We start from the raw sequence: 20,867 nt of genomic DNA on the forward strand, positions 1-20,867 counted from the left end.
CTAATCTCGTCCTTGCTACAAAATGGCAAGTTCCGTTCGCCGCCAGGAGCCGAAATTAGAGCAGTAAAAATAAATCCGCCCCCTTTTCTACAGCCCCCTTTTCTACACAATTTTCGGCTATGAATTTTCTCAACATAATTTGAAGCCATAAGTCCTGTAAAGGAAAACCTCTCCTCACATTTCACACATAGATCTTATATCTTCCAATTTAGCAGTACCTTTCTGATCATCAAAGTACAAACAACCGTCATCATATACAACCTTCCCTCCCCCACCCACACCTACACCATAAGAAACTGCAAGAGCGAGATTCCTTCCTTCGCCAACGCTACCTGAAATATGTGCAATAAATGGCATGCCAAACTCGTCCTCTTCCAGCAAACAGTCATCTGCACTCAAGAACGTCACCCAGCAACAGACATTTCTTTCATGATCAAAAATATAAATCATGTTCGAAAGCAAGTCAGATGCACCAACCAAATTAACACCAACCGTAACTCTATTAACCACAAACCCTAAAGCAGACAAAGCCTCTTGAAGCCAGCTTTTTAACTCTTCAAATTCAGGCACACGTGTCACAGGGACAAATAAACTTGCTGCCACTACTGCCACCCCTTATGCTGGGAAACTCTACCAGCCGATACATTCAGCCAGCCATCCTGAGTTTTAATATAAACATTTGAGACCGTTCCTTCCCCAACAACATTAGATACCGGAGAGCCAGGCCGGAAATGGTCAATCATTTTCTCCATCGAGACGCCTGTTTTCGAAGCATCAACATACATATCGCCTTTATACCCAGCCTTACTCATATCCTTGGCACCACTAACAATATTCCGCCGTACAGCATTGATGCTTGTTCCTTCTACGACTTTAAGCTGCACGGGCACTCCATCTAGCCAACCATCAATACCCGCAAAGCTTTTGCCCTCCGCACCTTTGAACTCACCGCCCCTGAAGGCAACGATTTCTGAAGCTTGCTTGAATTCATGGTCCTCCAAAGCTCCCCTGATAACAATGCCTGGCCTTGCTGAGGGCAATGCCAAAGGTGGGTCAAGTTTGGGAATCTCCTTACTTGTAGCCGAACCACCTGCCTCGGCCATTGCAGCACTAACCCGCTTGGCCAGCAACGCCCGTAACACAGCAGGCGCCCCTGTCATCGCCAAAGCGATATCCAGGTCCACCGTCACATCCTTCACACCACCCGTGGCAATGACCGAGATGCGCTCCATCAGGTCTTTCATTTCTGCCGGGCTGCTCGAGACCTGCCCAATCTCGCGCATGTAGATCGCGGCATTCTTCTCACCAAACTGCCGCTTCCAGGCCTCGGGTACAGTGTCTACTTCACCGGCCCAACTGTTGCCCGAGGCTTGCGTCCATTTCGAGTCGGTGTTGAACAAGCCATGGTCCTGCCTCTGCATTTCAGTCGCCTGGAATGCCTTCACCTCATCCCCATCTGCCATGATGGGACGGCCGTCTTTCCAGGTCAGGACAATATCCTGGGCGGCCAGTTTGGAAATGCTGTCCTGGGCGATCTGCAGGTTTTGGGCAAAATGCAGCCCCTCAGGTTTCTTCGGGTCATACATCTGCAAGAGCACCTGCAGGCGTTTGTTCTCTGTCTCGTCCACCTCAGCGTTGGCGGCCAGCAACAGCAGGTCTTCCCAGGAAAGGTCGGTCCCAGGCTTGCCCAGCCGCTTTTGCAACTCGGCCGCCTCGGTCGTCAGCGCCTTCTTTTCAGCGTCATGCAAGAGACGGTTGTAAGAGGTGGCATTGCCCGCGACCCACGACCCCGTCTGCAGGTCCTTGGCTTCGCCCCCAGCAGCAGCAGCCGTCAATATGCCGATGAGCTGCGAGTTCATCACCAACAGGCGGTTCCTATCCTCTTTCGGGATTTTGGTGTACTGATCAGCCAGTAACCCGACTACCGCTTCGTTCACCCCGGCCGACAGGGCACCAATTCTGAAATCGCCGCCAGCTGCCTCTGCGGCCAAACCGCCCATGAGGGCGTGCAGCGCGATCTTGGGTAACCCCCCATCCTTCAGGTTGAGTTTGTTTTCTCCGCTGATATCACCAACCCATTTGAATCCAGCCGCCGCAAAAGTGTTAACCAGACTATTGCGCAAGGCATCGCTGAACGAGCTGTTACCGCCAAGTGCGCGGTCGAGCACAGCGGACGTACCGTTCTGCAACATCTGGCTGCCGGCGAAACGCCCGATCCCGTCCAGCGTGGAAAGCCCGCCCGGTGGCAACACGGTAGTGGCGTTGACGACGGCTCCGGTCGACCCCGCAGCAGCAACGGCATCGGTCTTGGTTCCGGTCCAACCCTCGAACAGCCCCGCAGTCAGCCCTGCCGTGATACCCGAGACAGCGTATCCTCGCAGTGCATCCTTGGACGTCACGTCCTTGAGCACCAGGCTCAAGTTGCCCTTGTTGTTGATGGTGCTGATGGCAGCATTGCTGGTCAGGCCCATCGCGCCTGCGGTCACTATCGCATTGGCCCAACCAATGCCCTGCAAGGACGCACCGGCGCCAGCGGCCCACATGCCGCCCGCAGTGGTGGCCGCCGTAGATGCACCAGCGGCCGAAGCTCCACTGGCAACCAACCCACTGGCCGCACCTGCGGTGAAATAGGCGATCAGGATGGCGATGACCATCTGCGCCCCTGCCCCAAGCCCCGAATGGCTGTACTTGAAGGAGTCATGCACCTCCTTCACCTGCCGCCAGTCCACATCCCCGCGCTTCTCGACTTCCTTCAGCCAAGCCAGCTGTGGATCGGCCGCAACCATCGCGTCGATGCTCTGACTGATGGTCGCCTGGTCGACATGTTTCACATCGACCTTCAAGCCATCCACCGCCTTGATCACCAGGTCGCCCTTGGCCGTCAATTGGCTCTGGCGCAGGGTCTCGTCGGTGCTGCCCTTGCCCTTCATGCTGTTCCAGGCAAGGTCACCCTTGGACTTCTCGTGACTCTCCTGATGCATGTCCTTGACCGCTTCGAAGGTCACCGAACCGCCGCTATCAATGGTCAGGTCCGCACCGGAGGCGAGTTTCGCGCCCTGGTACAGCTGGTCACCGCCGCTCTCGAGGGTCAGGTTGCCACCACTGGTGATCTCGCTCCCCACCGCCTTCACGTCGGTCACTTCATCACGCTGGGTCTTCTTGCTCCCCCAACCACCCTTCTTGTTCATGTCATACAGCGAGTACTGGCTGTCGTTGGCGGCCAGCAGCTCGAGCTTGTCGCCGGCCACCAGGTAGGCTTCGTCGCCGGCGCTGGCCTTGCTCGCCACCATGCGCAGGTCGCGCCCGGCGTCGATGGTCAGGTCGCCGCCGGCCTTCACTTCGGCCGACTGCTGCTCGACGTCGTCCTCCTGGCGCTCGTACTTGGTCTTGCCTTTCTTGCCCTTGGCGTAGCTGTGCTCCTCGTTCGCCGCGGCGGCCAGGGTCACGTCGCGCCCGGCCTGCAGGGCCAGGTCGCGGCGGGCCTCGATTTCGCTGGCGACGATGCTCAGGTCCTGGCCGGCCGTGGCGGTGAGGTTGCCGCCGGCCTTCACCTCGCTGCCGTACTGGGTGATGCTGGTGTCGTGGCCGCTGACGCGACGGCGCTGGTACTCGTGGCTGTCGACACCTTCCTGGCTGGCGATGATCAGGTCACGGCCGGCATCCATGTCGATGTTGCCACCGGCCTGCACGGCGCCGCCGACAATGCCGATGTCCTGCCCCGCCGTGATCGTCAGGTTGTTCGCCGCCTCGATGCGCGCGGCGGTGTCGACCAGGTCCTTGGTCACGTGCTCACCGCCCGCGCGGCCTTCCAGGCGGGTGACGCTGCGTTCGTTGATCACGTCGCCGGTCAACGCGGTAAGGCTCACTTCACGCCCGGCGATGATCCCGCCCTGGGCGTTGCGGATCGACTCGGTGGCCAGCATGTCCAGGCGCCCGCCCGCTTCCATCAAACCGGCGTTGCCGATGTTGGTGGCGCTGACGGCGAGGTTGTTGGTGGCGCGCAAGGTGCCGACGTTGACCAGCTCGCCGCCGCTGATCAGGTTGACGTCGCGGCCCTGGATCAACGCGCCGTTGGGGGCCACGCGGCCGTTGGCGTGGGCCAGGTACAGCACCGGGGCGAGTACCTTCTCGCCGTTGACCTCGATGTTTTCCATCCACACGATGTCGTGGGTCAGCGCCGCCACCTGCTCGGCGCTGAGCGACACGCCCACGCTCAGCGACAGCTTGTCCTTGCTGGCGATGGCGTTGTCCATCAGGTAGCGGAACAGCGTTTCGTCGCTGGTCATGCCGTCGATGTAGCGCTGCCCGGTACGGGCCACCACCGCCTCGCGGATCAGGCGCTGCTCGTAGAGGCCGTCGCCCAGGCGCTTGATCGCCTGGTCCGGCTTGATATTGAGCTGGCCGAGCATGTAGTCGGAGCTGAGGAACTGCTTGAGGTCGGTCAGGACCGGGTTGGTCTCTACCAGGTACTTGTGCGAGACGCTCGGCACGCTGCGCTCAGGTACGCCCTGGACCAGCTTGACGCCAGCGGCCAAACCGCCCAGCGCCACGCCGGAGCCGGCCACGGCGCCTTGGGCAGACGCCGCGCTGTCGGCACCGAGCGCCGAAGCCGCGCGGCTGTCGGCGCTGGTCGCAGTGGCCAGCGGTGCGATGAAGGTGCCGCTGCCGGCTTGGGTGCGGTCAGCGGTCGCGCCCAGGGCGTCACCGCTGATCGCGGCCTGGCCGGCCTGGCTGCTGATGCGGAACAGGCCGTTGTCGCCCTGGGGCAGGCTGAAGCTGGGCAGGGTCACCGGGTTGACCTGGCGCTGGGCCAGGTCTGGCGGCAACTGCGGGTTGAGCGCGCGCACCTGGGTCTGGGCCTGGCGCGCATCGGCCGTGGCATCGCCACGGGCGTTGATGGTGCCGGCACCGGCCTGGTTGACGCGCACCACGCTGTTGTCGATGCGCTGGGTGGCGTTGATGGTCACCGCGCCGGCCGACTGCACCACCGCCGGGGCGACCACGGCGCCGGCAATCGGCGTCTTGTTGTCGATGACGTCATAGATGCTGGCATACGGATAGCCAGACGCGGCCATCACCTGGTCCAGGGTCAGCGAACCCGGGTTCTGGTTGAACTGGTTCTTGGCGTTGATGAACGCGTTGTACTGGCCGCGATCACGGGTGTACATGCTGGCGGTGAGGTTGCGCTGCTCGCCGCCACCGGCGCCCTTGTTCTCGAACACGGCCGTATTGATGGCGATATCGCCGCCCGCCGAGACACTGCTGTAGTGGTTGCGGAACGCGTCACCGGCAAAGGTCAGCTTGCCGCCGCTGGTGATGAAGGCCGTGGGGCTGTCCTGGTCGATGACATCCTGCCAGCTCTCGGTGGCCGAGAAGTACAGCTCGCAGCCCTTGCCCTTGCAGCGGTCATCGGAATACACGTTGACGTAGCCGGCCACCAGCTTCTGCTTCGAAGTCAGGTGTTCCTTGCGGTTGAGCAAGGTGTCCACCGCCAGGGTCATGCTGCCGGCGCTTTCCATGCTGGCGGAGATATTGTCCAGCAACGCGGCGCGGGCGCTGCCGTTGCCGGCCAGGTCCAGGCCGCCGAGGCTGTAGATGTCGCCGTAGTAGTTGCTCAGGCTACCCACGCGCAGGGTCATGTCGTTGCCGCTGAACACCAGGCCGCGCTGGTTGCTCAGGGTGTTGGCGGCAAGTGTCACTGCCGCGGCGCCGCCGAGGGTGCCGCGGTTTTCCAGGCTGGCGGCGTTGACCGTAAGGCCACCGAGGGCGGTCAGGCGACCGTCGTTGCTCAGCAGGTTGCGGGCGGTCACCACGCTGCCCGCGCCGCCGGCCAGGCTGGCGGCACTGGACAGGCGGATATCGGTGGCGCTCAACCCCAGGCTGCCGAGGCTGCTCAGGCGGCCGTTGCCGTCGTAGTTGCCGGTGAGGTCGAGTTGCAGGCTGCCATCGCTGGCCAGCAGGCCATGGTTGGTCCAGTCGCCACCGCGGCCCTTGAAGCTCTCGACCGCCAGCAGCTTGCCGCTGGCCGTCTGCACGAAGCGCCCGATGTCCAGCTCCAGGCGCCGAGCCTGCAGCACGCTGCTGTTGGTCCAGCTGGCGGCGCCGATGCTCAGCAGGCCATCGGTGTGCAGGACACCGCCGGCCTGGGTGACCTTGTCGGAGGCCAGGCCGAAGGTGCCAAGGCCGGTGTGCAGCAGTTGCCCGCCGCTGTTGCTCAGGCCGCCGATCTGCAGGTCGAGGTCGTGGTTGGCGGTGGCCAGCACGCCGTTGTCGTTGAGCAGGTTGCCCGTGACGATGAAGCGGCTGGTGCCGGTCTTGCCGAGGGCGCGCAGGTTGCCCGTGCGGTTGTCGAGCTCGCTGGCGCGCAGCTGCAGGTCGCTTTCGCTCTCCAGCTGGCCAAGGCCGTTGTACAACGCGCCGCTCAAGCCGAAGTCGATGCGCCCGGCGCCGATCTTGCCGCTCTGGTTGAGCAGTTGCTGGCCCTGCAGGTGCAGCAGCCCGGCGGCGTACAGGCCACCGCCCTGGTTGTCGAACTCGGCGGTGACGAGCTGATTGTCGCCACCCTGGGCCGAGAGGTAGCCGCCCTGGTTGTTCATCCGGGTGTCGGCCTTGATGTCCACCGACTGCGCCTGGGTGGTGCCGCCGCCGTTGTCGAACAGGCCGCTGAAGACGCCCTTGAACAGGCCTTTGGCCGCGCTGAGCATGCCGCTGCCGCCGTTGTCGAGGCTCGCGGCGTGCAGCTCGAGGCCGCCGTCCTGGCTCTCCAGGCGCCCGCCGTGGTTGTTCAGGGCCTTGTCCAGGTGCACTTCGATGGCGCCCTGGCTCTTCAGCGTACCGGCCTGGTTGTCCAGGGCATTGGCGTGGATGTCGAGCTTGCCGTGTTCGCTGAACAGCAGGCCATCCTGGCCGTTGAGCAGGTCGCCACTCAGGCGCAGTACCAGGTTCTGCTGGCTGGCCAGGTTGCCGCCGCGGCTGTTGTCCAGCGTCGTCGCGTCGACGCGCAACAGGCCGTGGCTGATCAGCTTGCCGCCGTTGTTGGCGACACTGCCGGTCTTGAGCAACAGGTCGGCGCCACTGACCAGGCGCGCACCGTCAGTGTTGAGCAGCGCCTCGGCCAAGGTCAGGTCAAGCAGCGCGCGGCTGGTCAGCTGCCCCTTGGCGTTTTCCAGGCGCTTGCCGACGACGGTGATCGCCTGGCCGTTGATCTGCCCGCCCTGGTTGTCGATGACGGTGCCTGCCTGGTCGAACGCCAGGTCGCCGGTGGCGGAAATGAGGCCGCCACCGCTGTTGTCGAGCCGGTCGGTGACACTGAGGGTGATGGCCTGCTCGGAAGAGATGATGCCCTTGCTGTTATGCAGGTTGGCCGCGGTGATCTGTTGGTTACCCTTGCTGACCAGGGCGCCCAGTTCGCGGTTGTCGAGGGTACCGGCCAGGGTCACGGTGAGGTCGCCGTCCTTGCTGGACAGGGTACCTTCGCCGCTGTTGTTCAGGTCGGTACCCTTGGCCAGCAGGCCCTGCGCGCCGGAAATCAGGCCCTTGCCGCTGTTGTCCAGCTGTGGCGCCTCCACGGTCAGCCGGCCATCGCTGAGAATGCGTCCCTGCTGGTTGTCGATGCGTTTGGCGAGCAGGTTGTAGGATTGCTGGCTGGTGATTTCGCCGGTGCTGTTGTCGAGCTTGCGCAGGTTCTGGATGTTCAGTGGGCCGTTGGCGCTGATCAGGCCGCCCTGGTTCAGCAGGTCGCCGCCGTTCAGGTCGAGATCGAGCTTCTGTTCGCCGATCAGCCGCCCCTGGCGCTGGATCAACGTGCTGACGCGCAGCAGCAGGTCGCCCTTGGCGGAGATTTCGCCGCCCTGGCTGGAATCGACCTGCCCGGCCACCAGCGTCAATGCGCCATCGCTGTGGATCCGGCCGCCGCGCTGCAGGGCATCGGCGCCGTTGCGCAGCTCGCCGGTGGTCAGCTTCATCGCCTGCTTGCTGCTCAGGGTACCGCCACGGTTGTCGAGCTCGTTGCTGTCGACGGTCATCGCCGCCTGGCTGGTGAGCTGGCCGCCTTGATGGTTGTCCAACTGGCCGGTAGTGACGGTCACGCCGGTGTTGCCCGACAACAGGCCGCGCTCGCCGTTGAGCAAGCCGGCGCTGGTCACGGTCAACCCGCCAACGGCGGACAGGATGCCCTCGTCATGGTTGTCGAGCTGGCCGTCGATTGTGGCCTTGATGGCCTGGCCGCTGGCCAGGCTGCCGCCGCTGAAGTTGTCTAGGCTGACGGCCGCGACCTCGAGGTCGTGGCTGGCCGACAACACCCCCTTCAGGCTGTTGTCGAGGACGCCGGCGATGCGCAGGGTCAGGTCCTGGCTGCTGACCACTCGCCCACCCCGGTTGTCGAGGCGGCTGGCGACCAGGCTGAAACCACGGCTGCTGGAAATCTCCCCGGCATCGCGGTTATCGACCACGCCGATCTGGCGCAACAACAGGTTGCCCGGCGAGCGCAGCAGGCCGTGATCACGGTTCACCCACTGGCCGTGCTGCAGGTCGAGGTCGATGCCGGTCTCGCTGACCAGTTGCCCGTGGTCATGCTGGTCGAGGCCGGTCAGCGTGGCGTCGATCTGGCCGGCGGCGCTGATGCGGCCATAGCCGTAGTTGTCGAGCTGGGTACCGACCAGCAGCAGGCTGCCGGCACCGATATTGCCCTTGGCGCTGTTGTCGATGGCGCCGCTGCGCAGCTCGGCGTGCTCCTGGGCGCTGATGATGCCGAGGTGGCTGTTGTCCAGGCGACCGGCCTTGAGCAGCAGCCCGGTATTGGTCACCAGGGTGCCGCCCTGGTTGTCCAGCAGCTCCTGGCTGGTCAGGTCCAGGGCCGCGATGGCCGAGACCTTGCCGCCCTGGCGATTGAGCAGCGTGCCGGCATTCAGGGTGACGCTGGCGTCACTGATGATCAGGCCGGCGTCGCTGTTGTCCAGCTTGCCGTCCAGGGTCACGTCGATGTGCTGGTGGCTGCTCAGCTTGCCGCCGTTGTTGAGCAGCTCGGTGCCGTGCAGGCTCAGGCGGTCATGGCCACTGAGCAGGCCCTTGTTCTGGTTGAGCAGGCGCTGCACGGTGAGGGCCAGGCCACGGTCGCCGATGACCTTGCCACCCTGGTTGTCCAGCAATTCGCTGGCATTGAGGATGACCTTGCCGACGCTGGAAATCTCGCCCTGCTGGTTGAGGATGCGCGCCGCGCTGATGTCGGCCACGCTGGTCGCGCCAATCTTGCCGCCCTGCTGGTTGTCGATCATGTCGGCGGTGAGCAGCAGGCTGCCCAGGCTGGTCAACTTGCCGCCTTGATGGTTCAAGGTGCCCAGGTGGGCCTCGAGGTCGCCCTTGGCGGTGATGTTGCCCAGGCGCTCGTTGTCGACCTTGCCGGCGATCAGGTCGAGGCGACCATCGCTCTGCAGGTGGCCGGCATCGCTGTTGGCCAGGCTCTCGACGTCGATAAGGGCCTTGCCCTTGGTAGTCGCCGCGCCCTTGTCACGGTTGTCGAAATGCCCGCCGGTGACGGTCAGCGAGCGGTCGGCGAGGACCAGGCCGCCGCGGTTGTCGAGGCGCTTTCCATCCAAGGTCAGGTCGCCGAGGCTCGACAGCAGGCCGTTGTCACGGTTGTCCAGGGTCGCCACCTTGACGCCCAGTGTGCCGTCGCTGCGCAGGTTGCCCTTGCCGCTGTTGTCCAGGCCCACGGCCTTGAGGTCGAGCAGGCGCTTGGCCGAAACCACGCCGAGGCGGTTGTCGATGTCGGCGCTGGCGTTTACCAGTACATCGCCGCCGAGCAACTGGCCGCCACCGTTGAGCAGGCCGGCGGTGGTGATGTCCAGGCGGTCGGCACTGAGCTTGCCGCCGCCCTGGTTGTCCAGCAGCGCGTGGGTGGTCAGCCTGGCCTGCCGGTCGCTGCCGACCAGGCCTTTGTCACGGTTGTCCAGCCGGGTGGCGGTGACCTGCAGGCCGCCCTGGCCCACCAGGCGGCCGCCACGGTTGTCGAGAGTGGTGCCGACGTCCACCACGGCCTTGCCCTTGCCTTGCAGCAGGCCCTGGTCACGGTTGTCGATCGCGTTGGCATTGACCGTCAGGATGTCGTCGGCCAGTGCCTGGCCTTTGCGGTTGTCCAGCTGGCCAGCCGTCAGGGTGGTGACTTGGCCCTTGAAGGTGCCGCCCTGGTTGTCGAGGGTGGTGCTGCCGGTGGCCTCCAGGGTGCGGTTGGCCACTACGCTGCCACGGTTGCGCAGGGTCTGGCCGGTGAGGGTCACGTCGCCGTGGGCATTGCGGGTGTTGTCGGGTTCCACGCCGGCTTCGATGATGCCCTGGTTGTCGATCCGCGCGCCGGTCACGGTGATGCTGTCCTTGGCGGCGAGGCTCTGGCCGACCGTTACCTCGTCACGCACGCGCACAGTGGCACTGCCGGCGGCGTAGGTCTTGCCGGTCAGCTCGGCGCTCTGCGCGGCGACCGTCAGGTTGCCGGCACTGGACGTCTGCGCCAGGGTCACCTTGCCGTTGGCGTCCACCTGGATGTCGCCGGTGGTGGCGGCCATGTTGCCGGCCAGCTTGACGCCCACGCCCTGCTCGGTGCCGACCAGACGAATGGTGTTTGCATACATGCCACCCAGCGCCGAGCTGTCGATGGCCAGCAGCGGCTTGTCGCCGCCCTCGTCGGCACGCGGCGTGGCCTGCAGGGTGTCAGCCTTGACGTCGTTGCGCCCGGTGACGATGTTCAGCTGCTTGGCGTGCAGTTCGGTGTTGAGCTTGGCGCTGCGGGTGATCAGGTCGAACTGGTCGAGGTTGGTGGCATTGAGCGCATCGCCTTCGATGGCGATGTCGCCGCCGTCGACCTGGAAGCGGTCGAGGCGCTCGCCGTCCATGATCGGCTTGCCGGTGGTGAGGGTCGCCCGCGGCGTGTTGATGAAGCCGCAGCCCTTGCAGGTGATGCCATGGGGGTTGGCGACGATGACCCGGGCCGCCTGCCCCGCCACCTCGGTGTAGCCCTGCAGGGTACTGCGGTTGCCGCCGGTGACCTGGTTGAGAATCACCTGGGCCGCCTGGCCCCTGAGGTTGGGGTTGCCGACGATGATGCCGCCCAGCTGGGTCGACTGGGTCTTGCTGGTGGCGTTATTGAGGATCAGCCCGTTGCTGCCGACGTTGTAGTCGCGGAAGGTGTTGGTCGACAGGCCGCTGCCGTTGGGCGTGGCGATATTGACGATCGGCACGCCGTTGCCGGCCTGCTTGAGGCTGGTATTGGCGTTGGCCGCCGCATCGACGGTCAACTGCGCGGCCGTGGCGACGATGGGATTGAGGAACAGCACCCCCGCGACGATCAGGGCAATGCATTGGTTCAGTGGGGTGCGGATATCCATGTCGAACAAACTCCAGGCGCGGGCGGCGGTGTCACGGGCAAAGGGTGGGTCGGGGCTCAGAAGAACGCGTCGACACGGAAATAGATCGGGTGTTCGCGGCGTGTGATGACGTCAGGGCGCTCCAGCGAGCGGGCGAAGGTCGCGCTGGCGGCGAAGTACTGGCCGCGCACGTTGAACTCCAGGGCATTGCCGCTCAGGCGGCCATGGTCCTGGCCGTTACCGTGCTGGCCCTTGATCACCCCCGCGTCGTAGGCGAACGCCATGCCGTATTCGCGCAGCCAGGGCTGCAGCGGCGCCCAGGTGACCGGCCGGCGCCAGCGCAACTGGTTGCGCCAGTAGCCGCCGCTGTCGCCGGTGAGGGTCTGCTCCTTGAAACCGCGCACCGAGGTCAGCCCGCCGACGCTGATGCGCTGGCCGCTGTAGAGGGCATCTTCGCTGCGCTGGCCGGTGGCCAGGCTGTCGAAGCTGAACTGCTCGCCCCACAGCTGGAACGGCTGCAGGTAGCTCAGGGTGAGAGTGTACTTGTTGTAGCGCGCCACCGGTTCGTTGCCGCGCGGATCGCCCGCGCCCTGGGCGTCGAGCGCACCGATACCCTGCTGCCAGCCGGCATCGAGGTTGACGAAGGCATTGCCGATGCGACGACCGTGGTTGACGCCCAGCTGGCGCTCGGTGATACGGGTGCTGGAAACGTCGATAAGGGTGTCGTCCAGGTAGTTGCGCGCCCGCAGGTGGCTGACGCCGACATTGACCGCGGTCTTGCTCAGGCTGTCGCGGTGGATCACCCGTTCGGCCTGGAACTGGTGCACGCTGTTGTCGCCGTCGAGCTTGAAGGGGAAACCGCTGGAGGTGTCGCGGGTGCGGTAGTAGTTGTGGTTGTAGCTGTAGTTGAAGGTCCACCAGCCCCACGGCAGGCTGTAGTTCAGGCCATGGCTGTCGGAATGGCGCCAGTGGTCGCTGACCACGTCGCGCCCGCCACGCAGGCTCAACTGATCGGCCAGGCCCAGCGGGCTGTCCCACTCCAGGCCAAGGTTCATCTGCTGCTCGCCGCTGCTGGCGTCGCCGTTGTTGTGGCGGCTGGCCGAGACCCGCCAGGGCTTGTCACGCTGGCCCTTGAGCTGCACGCGACTGCCGCCGACCTCCTGGCCGGGCACCAGCTCCACCTCGACCTGGCGCGAGGGCAGACGGCCGAGCTGGTCGACCATCTGTTCCGTGTCGCGCAGGTTGAGGACCTCGCCAGTCTTGCCGGGGAAGGCCATGGCCATTTCCCGGGGGCTGGCCAGGGCGGAGCCGTCCAGCCCTTCCAGGCGGCCTTCGACGATGATGATCTGCAGCACGCCGGAGCCCAGGTCCTGCTGGGGCAGGTAGGCGCGAGTGGTCAGGTAGCCACGGTTCAGGTAATGGTCGGTGATGCGCTTGAGCAGGTCGTTGAGCTGGCCGACCTGCAGGCACTTGCCCTCATAACCTTCGAGCAGCGCCTTGCGCTGTGGCTCGTCGAGCAGGCTGGCGCCTTGCAGGTCGATGCGCTGGATCTGGAAGCAACGCCCTTGCTCGGTGGGCTGGGCAGGCGCCTGCGGTGCCTGCCTTCCCGGCAGTTGCTGAAGCTCCTCGAGGCGCTTGCGCTGCTCCTGCAGCAGGTTCTCCTGGCGGTCACGGATCAGGTCACGGTCGCCGGGTGTCTGGAACGGTGCGGCACCGGCGTACAAAGGCAAAAGAGCCAGGCCTGCGGCCAGGAAGCGGGTAGGAAGGGGCATGGGGCATGTCCATCACTTAAAGCCGAGCGCATCACTGCGAAATAGCCGCGCAGGGTACTAAAGGACAGCAGTGCTATCAATAGGCCACCCTTCCCCCGTATTACCGGATAATTCCTTTACGCCGGCAAGCCGCCCTTCATTGCTTTACGGTTGTCGCGCAGGCTTGCCGGCAGGCCGGAACCACCACCCCTGCTGCATGCCGGCAGCGGCGAGCAGAATCAGCCCGACTCCCAACCACTGCAACGCTACCAGGCGATGGTCGAAGGCCACCCAGTCGACCAGGATCGCGGCGATCGGGTAGATGAAAGACAACGCCCCGGTCAACGCCGTGGGCAGGCGCTGGATGGCGCTGTAAAGCAGTACGTACATCAACCCCGTGTGCACGATGCCCAGCGTGACCAGGCTGCCAAGCGCCGGCAGTTCACCCGGCAGGCCGCCCAGCTTCACCCAGGGCGCCAGCAGCAAGACGCCGGTACTCACCTGGATTAAAGCGATCAGATGCGGCGGCGTGCCGGTCAGGCGCTTGATGATCAGCGCCGCCACGGCATACAGAAACGCCGCGCCCAGCGCCAGGGCGATGCCCTGCAGGTACTCGCCACCACTGGCCTGCCCCGCGCCATGGGCGCTGACAATGGCGAGCATGCCGAGGAACGCCACGCTCAGCCAGGTCAGCTTGGCCAGGGTGATCTTTTCGCCCAGGAACAGTGCCGCCAGCCCCACCAGCATGAACGGCTGGACGTTGTACACCGCGGTGCCGATGGCGATCGATGCCCGCGAATAAGAGGCGAACAGCAGTACCCAATTACCGACGATCGCCACCCCGCTGATCACCGCCAGCAGGAAAGTGGCACGGGTCAGCACGCCCGGTTTGAGGAAGCCCATGGCCGCGCAGATCAGCAGCAAGGTGCCGGCACCGAACACGCAACGCCAGAACACCACCTCCAGCACCGGCTGCCCGGACACCAGCACGAACCAGCCGATGGTTCCGGAGATCAGCATGGCGGCGATCATTTCCAGAGAACCACGGCGCAACGAATTGTCCATCTCACACCTCCTGTCGACGATGGGCACAGTATGCGGAGGGTTGAGGCTGACCTTCCAGCGGATAACCAAGGCCGATCGGCTCATGCACCTTTACTATCAAGGCCGATTTGGAAAATCACCTAACGAGGCAGCCATGACCGATGACATTGACCAGTTGCTGATCAACGCCCTGATGGAAGACTCGCGCCGCTCGCTCAAGGCCCTGGCGCAGATCAGCGGCCTGTCGGCGCCCAGCGTCAGCGAGCGCCTGCGCCGCCTGGAGGAGCGCGGCGTGCTGCGCGGCTACACGGTAGAGGTGGACCCGCGCTGTTTCGGCTACCAGTTGCAGGCCATCGTGCGCATTCGCCCGCTGCCGGGGCAACTGCAGGAGGTGGAACGGCAGATCGTCGCCATCCCCGAGTTCACCGAGTGCGACAAGGTGACCGGCGAGGACTGCTTCATCGCCCGCCTGCATGTGCGCTCGATGGAGCAGTTGGACACGCTGCTCGACCGACTGAATGTGCTGGCCGAGACCAATACCGCGATCATCAAGAAGACGCCGGTGAAGCGGCGGTTGCCGCCGATGAATTGATAAAGGCGCCTCAGGGTGAGGCTACTTCGCGAAGACAGTTCCGTGCCCACGCGTCACACCCTCTATTACGGAGCGTTCGGCCAATGCGCCATCGAACGAGATCAACCTGTCCGTCGTGGCTTTCCAGTCGGCCAGGCGGTGATAGGCATTGATGAACCAGCTGAGATTATCGCAAAGGTTGCCGAACGCCGAGTTGATCTGCATGACGTCACCAAACTGGATGGCACCGGAAAAGAAGCGCGGAACCGCCAGCAGGCTGCTGAACACCAGCGAGAGCTGGCTGTAACTCTCGGTGAACAACGAAAGACGCATCTTCACGCGGATAGTGCGGCGCATGTTGGCCAGGCTGACATCGAGCTTTTCACTGATGCGGTCTTTTTCGCCATTGCGGCCTGACTGATCCCCCTGCTCGCAGGAGTGGTCACGGAAACGGATGAGGAAATATCGCAGGTCCGCCTCGGAACGCTGCTGGTTGTTGCTCAAGGAGACCAGTTTGAAGCCGATTTTCTGGCTGATGAAGGTGCCCAGCAGGGCGTAGAAAATGGCAGCCCAGAACATGTAGGCGGGGATACTCAAGCCCCACAGTTGCGCACTGCCTGAAATACTGATCAACACCACGCTGAACGAGACCACGCTGGCCAGGGTGTAGAACAGGCCGCAGGCCAGATCGATGGTCTCGAACGTGAATTTGTTGATGTCCTCGGCGATGCGCTGATCGGGATTATCGACCTGCTGCTCGATCTGCTGAGGGCGATTCGACTCGACGACCCATGCGGACAGGTAGTGATTGGTCAACCAGCGCCGCCATCTCAATGCGAAGACGTCGACCCAATAGGTGATCAAGACGGAGCGCAATACCGACAGCAGCACAACGGCAACGAATACCAGCACCAGACGATAGAAGGAATAGGCATCGAGTGCCTGGATGGCATTGTAGAAGTGCTTGTACCATTCGTTGATAGCCAACGCGGTGGCTACGGCCAGCAGCGACAACACCGCCAAGGCCACCAGTGAACACCAGGCGAATAGCTTCTCTTCACTCTTCCAGTACAACGACACCAAACAAAAGGTCTTACGCAAAAATGACGCGTCTTCAGGGACGCCATCATTCCCGCTAGCGATTTTCGAATTCATTGGACATCACGGAATAAAAATTCATTATTAGCGGAGTGTGTACCACTCCTTATATACACGCTGCACGCACTATCTAACCCTTGCGCGCAGGGCCGCCAACCGGCCACTGAAAACCAAGAACAACTGCCTTACAGTTTACTTCCACGCAGTACCCGTAGCGACAGCGTTATCACCACTGCCATCAATGCGTACTTTATAAATTTATCAAGCATCCAATAATCGGCAGCCGTACCCACGGCTATTCCGATCAAGATGGTTACGACCATCGCGACAAAAGCATTCATCAGTACTACTCCAGATCATCTATCGTCTGACTTTTTTCGTCGAACCGAGGCCAGATGCCACCACTCACATTCAGTGTATCGCCACCCGACCGCGCCCGACACCCTACAGGTGTAGGGCTGGATCTAGTGTGGTGTTTCACAAATAACGACCATAACTCGCGGCGCTTTTTGCGCTCATGCGGCGTTGTCGCTCCTCGCCGTAGCTGGGCTACAACTCGTCGCGACGCCTTGCCTGAGCGCAAAATTCGCCGCGATTTATTGGTCGTATTTGCAAAACACCACACTAGTTGACTCGCCCAGTCGAAAAGAAGCTCAAACACCCAGCGAATACCGGATGTTCAAGCCTCTTTCGACGTTGAAGCGGTCAACCGGTCAAAATTGACCGCACTGCCTTCCCTGATGGTGGGCCATCGAAAGCACTTTGCAGCCACCCTGTTACTGCGCGCCTGTAAGGCAATCGAGCTTTACAGGCGAGCGGCAACCTGTCTAGAACCACTTGGACAACGACGGGTGAACAACAAAATAAATCAACAGGTAGATGACCGGCACCGATATCAGACCCAGCACGCCATCAGTGTTCCAGCCGAACTTGCCCTTCAGCAAGCCGGCCACTTTTTTGAACAACACTGCCAATAGCAAGGCCGACAGCAAATCCATAACATATATCAACCTTACCTCCAACCTGCGGGCATTGATGTAACGTGCCATCGTGAGGAAAAACCGCTCTCACCTCGAAATCACCACCATCGGGATAAACGCTCAAGCCCCCGTCGAACCACTGCCCCACATACGCGATCCATTACCTGTAATCACTCCGCCACCAAAACCTGCGGTCGTTCCCGCAGCAATGCTGCCGATGCCGGCAGGGCCGGTAATAGCACCTATCAGAGCACCAGCCCCTGCCGCCAACGCCAGATCAGCTCCATTGATACTTCCACCACCGGTCTGGCTACCGAGATAAGTAGCAACTCCAACTGCCGCACCACCGACTGCCCCAACAGGACCAAAGGCGCCTGCCACCATCTCGAGCTCTTCTGCTGTGATATCTCGCATTGTTACAACTCCCTATGATTTCATGGAAAAACGTTTGGCATTTACCCTTTGGCTACACGCGCGAACCCACTTGTCGTACAGCAGCGATCAAAGCGCCCAGAACCCCAGGCGCCCCAAGCTCGCCGCCAGACGCAATCGCGCACGGTGCCAACCATTCAATGCAGCAATATGCTCCTGCTCCGCCATTGCATAGGCGGACGAAGCATTGAGCAGCTCGATCATGCTGCCCACTCCAGAGCGATAACGGCCCTGGACCACGGTCAGGGCGAGCATTGCCTGCTCGACCCACTCGGCGGTTCTGTCCAGCGCCTGGGTCTCGATACCCAAGGCCTGGTAACTGGCCCACAGCTCCAGCGCCACACGCTGCCGAGCATCGGCCAGTTCTGCTTCCTGGGCCTGCACCCTGGCCCGGGCACCCCGAACCTGATAGGTGCGCCCGAACCCTTCGAACAGCGGGATGCTGACCTGAAGACCAACGCTGTTGTCACGGATATGGCTATCGCCGTTGTACGCCATTGCCTGATGGGTCTTCACATCCGACAGCGAGGCGATCAACGACAGCGATGGGCGGCCAGCAGCCTCGCGCTCGGCGACGGCTGCCTTGGCCGCCTCCAGTTTCGCCTTTGCGGCGATCAACGCAGGGTGGTCGCTGCCCGCCTGCTCGAGCAGTGCATCCAGGCCTTTGACGAAGGCGGTGTCCGGCCGTCGTGTCAGCGCTTGCGCCAGCATCAACCGCGTCTGCGGCGCCAGCCCCATGCGCAAGGCGATCTGGCCTTTGGCATCGCGCACCGCCCCCTGGCCGCGAACCAGGTTCAGGCTGGCCTGCGAGTAGGCGGTCTGCGCCTGGAGGCGGTCGCTCAGCGCGGCGGCGCCCGCGTCGAACTTGGCGCTGGCATCCTTGAGGTTTTCCGCGGCCAGCGCGGCAACCTGCTCGGCGGCCCGTTGCCTGTCCTGGGCGGCCAGGGTGTCGTAGTACAGGCTGGCTGCCTGCACAAAGGCCTCCTGCAGGCGCTCATCCTGATTGGCATTGGCCGCCACCAGCAACTGCCGCGCATTGCGCAGGTCGGCTTCACGCCGGCCGGAATCGAACAGCACCCAGCTCAGGCTCAGACGATGGTCCAGCTGACGTTGACGCCCCTGGGCCGAGGTGTCGGTCTGTTCGTATTGGGTGTCGTTGCGGCCGCGTCTGTAGATGGCCGTGGCATCGAGCCTGGGCAGGTACGCCGAGCGCGCTACCCCGACCTGCGCCGCCTGGGCCTTGGCCTGCGCCCAGGCGTGCCGGGCCTGGGGGTCGTGGCACAACACCCGCTCGACCATGACCTCCAGGCTGAGCACCTCCGGTAGCGCCCCATCCACGCAGGCCGCACCCAGGCCTGAGCCTTGGAGCACGGCCGCAGGCGCCACGGCGTCGGCGGTCGAGAACACGTCCAGTGCAGCGGCACAGGGCGCCCATGCGCACACAAGCACCAGCAGGCAACGATTGAAGACACCTGCACTCATGGCGTGACAACTTCGCCCAGGTCCGACGACACGCACGCCACCCGCTGATCAAGCACCACCCGCCCCGCCTCGAGACGCACTACCCGATCTGCGGAGGCGATCGTCTCGGCACGGTGGGCAACGATGATTCGCGTCACATCGAGTGCACGTACCGCCGCGTTGACACACTGCTCGCTGGCCACATCGAGATGACTGGTGGCCTCGTCGAGGATGAGAATATCCGGCCGCCGGTACAGTGCCCTGGCCAGCAGCACGCGTTGTTTCTGCCCGCCCGACAGTACGGTGCCCATGTCGCCCACCAGCGTGTTGTAGCCCATCGGCATGGCTGCGATGTCGGCATCGATGGCGGCCATGCGCGCGCATTCCATGGCCCATTCCAGATCGGGGCTCGTTTCGAAGAAGGTGATGTTGTCCGCGAGCGAGCCGGCAAACAGGCAGTCGTCCTGCATCACCGTGCCGATCCGCCCGCGCCAGGATTCCAGGTCCAGCTGGCGCAGTTCATGCCCCGCCATGCGGATCTGCCCGCTGGTGGGCGGCAATACCCCCAGCAGCACATTCACCAGGGTGCTCTTGCCACATCCCGAGGCCCCGGTGATGGCCACGGACTCTCCGGGAGCAATGCGCAGGTCGATGCCATCGAGCACCAGCGGCTCATGCTCGGAGTAGCGGTAGCTGAGGTTCTGGATGTCGATGCTCATCCGCCCGGCTGGCCAGTTCACCGATTGGCACGCATCGCGCTGTTCCTCGGGCGGCTGCAGGACGATGTCAGCCAGACGCTCGCCCTGCAAACGCAGCATATGCAGGTCGAACAGGTGGTCTACCAGGCTCGCCACACGGCTGACGAACTGGCTCTTGTACGCCACGAACGCCATCAGCACGCCAACGGTGAAGTGGTTGTCCATCACCAGCGCAGCGCCAAAGCCAATGGTGCAGAGGTTTTCCAGGCCGAAGATCAACGCATTGAGCTGGGTATAGAGCAACTGCAGTTTCTGCGTACGCAACCCCGCGTTGATCTGCGCGACCAGCAGCCCCAGCCAGGTGGAACGCCTTTCGCCTTGCCGCTGGAACAGCTTGAGCGTGCGTATGCCGCGCAGGGTTTCCAGAAAGTGGCTCTGCTGGCGGGCCGCATGCACGATCTGCTCCTCGCTGGCGCGGCGCAGAGGGCCATACCACGCCCATCGCACGCCGATGTAGGCCACCATGGCCAGTACCGCGATCATCGCCAGCAAGGGGCTGTAGAGGAACATCAGGGCCAGGGTCGCGACGGTCATCAGGCCATCGAGAATCGCCGAGAAGAACGCGGCGGTCAGCGTATGCTGGATTTGATCGACAGCCCCGAAGCGAGACACCACATCACCCAGGTGGCGTTTCTCGAAGTACTGGATCGGCAGGCGCAACAGGTGGCTGAAGACGTTCGCCCGCCATTGCACGCTCAGCAAGGTGCTCATGTGCATCATCACCCAGGCCCGCGTGGCGCTGACCAATTGCTGCATCAGCAGCAACAGGCCGAAGCCGATCATCAGCGTGCTCAGCAAGTCGCGGTCCTGGGTGACCAGCACATTGTCGAGGGTCCATTGCAACAGGAACGGGCTGACCAGCGAGAACACTTCCAGCGCCAGCGCCAGCAGCAACACCTGGACCAGGCCGCGGTACAGCCCGCTGACGCGACCGAGCATTCTCGTCAAGCCGAGCCGGGGCTTGGCAGCTTGCGGTTCGAAGCCCGGCTCGGGCCAGACCTCCAACGCAACGCCGGTGAAGCATTCGCTGGCCTGGGCCAGGCTCAGTTGCCGTACCCCCTGCGCGGGATCATGCAGGGTCAGGCGCTGCCCGTTGACCGCCTTGAGCACCACGAAATGGTTGAAGTTCCAGTGCAGCACACAGGGCAGCTTGAGCTTGTTCAGGTCGCTCAGCTCCAGCCTTACCGCCCGAGTGCCAAGATCGAGGCGCTGCGCAGTCTGCATCAGTTGCCTGAGGGTGATGCCCTTGAGCGAGACGCTGAACTGCCGGCGCAGCTCCATCAGGGACGTATGGTGGCCGTGCAGGCCAGCGATCATGGCCAGGCAGGCGAGCCCGCACTCGGTGGCCTCGGTCTGCAGGATCAGCGGCAGGCGGCGCCCCAGTGTCGGGGTGATGGCATCGATGTAGTTCATGCATG

11 protein-coding genes are annotated in these 20,867 nt (G+C 63.3%); 1 reads left to right on the forward strand and 10 read right to left on the reverse strand.

Going from position 1 to position 20,867, the window contains the following annotated elements:
• Positions 1–174: 174 nt before the first annotated feature.
• From AAHK21_RS05635 to AAHK21_RS05650, 4 genes are all read right to left on the reverse strand, one after another.
• Positions 175–603, reverse strand: coding sequence for a hypothetical protein (locus AAHK21_RS05635; RefSeq protein ID WP_367856677.1), 429 nt, complete (start codon positions 601–603; stop codon positions 175–177).
• Positions 603–11,375: a DUF637 domain-containing protein gene (locus tag AAHK21_RS05640; protein WP_367856678.1), complete on the reverse strand. Its 10,773-nt coding sequence runs from the start codon at positions 11,373–11,375 to the stop codon at positions 603–605. The genes AAHK21_RS05635 and AAHK21_RS05640 overlap by 1 nt, the downstream gene beginning before the upstream one ends.
• Before the next feature lie 56 nt (positions 11,376–11,431).
• The gene (locus AAHK21_RS05645; protein WP_367856679.1) at positions 11,432–13,126 is read right to left on the reverse strand and encodes a ShlB/FhaC/HecB family hemolysin secretion/activation protein; all 1,695 of its coding nucleotides are present in this window, start codon (positions 13,124–13,126) and stop codon (positions 11,432–11,434) included.
• A gap of 144 nt (positions 13,127–13,270) precedes the next feature.
• A complete protein-coding gene (locus AAHK21_RS05650; protein WP_367856680.1) occupies positions 13,271–14,170 on the reverse strand; it encodes a DMT family transporter in 900 nt (299 codons plus the stop codon).
• 133 nt (positions 14,171–14,303) lie between these two features.
• Here AAHK21_RS05650 and AAHK21_RS05655 point away from each other — a divergent pair, with 133 nt between their 5' ends.
• Entirely contained in the window at positions 14,304–14,741 is a 438-nt protein-coding gene (locus tag AAHK21_RS05655) for an Lrp/AsnC family transcriptional regulator (protein ID WP_277503258.1), read from the forward strand.
• A 21-nt stretch (positions 14,742–14,762) separates the two neighbouring features.
• Here AAHK21_RS05655 and AAHK21_RS05660 read toward each other — a convergent pair whose 3' ends face one another.
• From AAHK21_RS05660 to AAHK21_RS05685, 6 genes are all read right to left on the reverse strand, one after another.
• Complete coding sequence (locus AAHK21_RS05660; RefSeq protein ID WP_367856681.1) at positions 14,763–15,875, reverse strand: SbmA/BacA-like family transporter; 1,113 nt, start codon at positions 15,873–15,875, stop codon at positions 14,763–14,765.
• Positions 15,876–16,003: 128 nt separating this feature from the next.
• Positions 16,004–16,159 (reverse strand): hypothetical protein, encoded by a 156-nt coding sequence (locus AAHK21_RS05665; protein ID WP_158539556.1) that lies wholly within the window; start codon positions 16,157–16,159, stop codon positions 16,004–16,006.
• A gap of 486 nt (positions 16,160–16,645) precedes the next feature.
• On the reverse strand, positions 16,646–16,867 hold the full coding sequence (locus AAHK21_RS05670) for a hypothetical protein (protein WP_146230448.1): 222 nt from the start codon (positions 16,865–16,867) through the stop codon (positions 16,646–16,648).
• A gap of 51 nt (positions 16,868–16,918) precedes the next feature.
• Entirely contained in the window at positions 16,919–17,212 is a 294-nt protein-coding gene (locus AAHK21_RS05675; RefSeq protein ID WP_367856682.1) for a hypothetical protein, read from the reverse strand.
• Positions 17,213–17,299: 87 nt separating this feature from the next.
• On the reverse strand, positions 17,300–18,712 hold the full coding sequence (locus tag AAHK21_RS05680) for a TolC family protein (protein WP_367856683.1): 1,413 nt from the start codon (positions 18,710–18,712) through the stop codon (positions 17,300–17,302).
• Positions 18,709–20,862 carry a peptidase domain-containing ABC transporter gene (locus tag AAHK21_RS05685; RefSeq protein ID WP_367856684.1) on the reverse strand — a complete coding sequence of 718 codons (2,154 nt, stop codon included), beginning with the start codon at positions 20,860–20,862 and terminating at the stop codon, positions 18,709–18,711. Before AAHK21_RS05685 ends, AAHK21_RS05680 begins: the two co-directional genes overlap by 4 nt.
• Positions 20,863–20,867: the final 5 nt, after the last annotated feature.

It is taken from the genome of Pseudomonas sp. TE50-2, from assembly GCF_040813665.1.
Taxonomy (GTDB): domain Bacteria; phylum Pseudomonadota; class Gammaproteobacteria; order Pseudomonadales; family Pseudomonadaceae; genus Aquipseudomonas; species Aquipseudomonas soli.

What these genes read in the sequence shown, in the direction of transcription:
- AAHK21_RS05640 (WP_367856678.1), bottom strand. Translation starts at nt 11,375, where the DNA reads ATGGATATCCGCACCCCACTGAACCAATGCATTGCCCTGATCGTCGCG.
- AAHK21_RS05670 (WP_146230448.1), bottom strand. Translation starts at nt 16,867, where the DNA reads ATGGCACGTTACATCAATGCCCGCAGGTTGGAGGTAAGGTTGATATAT.
- AAHK21_RS05655 (WP_277503258.1), top strand. Translation starts at nt 14,304, where the DNA reads ATGACCGATGACATTGACCAGTTGCTGATCAACGCCCTGATGGAAGAC.
- AAHK21_RS05685 (WP_367856684.1), bottom strand. Translation starts at nt 20,862, where the DNA reads ATGAACTACATCGATGCCATCACCCCGACACTGGGGCGCCGCCTGCCG.
- AAHK21_RS05645 (WP_367856679.1), bottom strand. Translation starts at nt 13,126, where the DNA reads ATGCCCCTTCCTACCCGCTTCCTGGCCGCAGGCCTGGCTCTTTTGCCT.
- AAHK21_RS05650 (WP_367856680.1), bottom strand. Translation starts at nt 14,170, where the DNA reads ATGGACAATTCGTTGCGCCGTGGTTCTCTGGAAATGATCGCCGCCATG.
- AAHK21_RS05665 (WP_158539556.1), bottom strand. Translation starts at nt 16,159, where the DNA reads ATGAATGCTTTTGTCGCGATGGTCGTAACCATCTTGATCGGAATAGCC.
- AAHK21_RS05660 (WP_367856681.1), bottom strand. Translation starts at nt 15,875, where the DNA reads ATGAATTCGAAAATCGCTAGCGGGAATGATGGCGTCCCTGAAGACGCG.
- AAHK21_RS05680 (WP_367856683.1), bottom strand. Translation starts at nt 18,712, where the DNA reads ATGAGTGCAGGTGTCTTCAATCGTTGCCTGCTGGTGCTTGTGTGCGCA.
- AAHK21_RS05675 (WP_367856682.1), bottom strand. Translation starts at nt 17,212, where the DNA reads ATGCGAGATATCACAGCAGAAGAGCTCGAGATGGTGGCAGGCGCCTTT.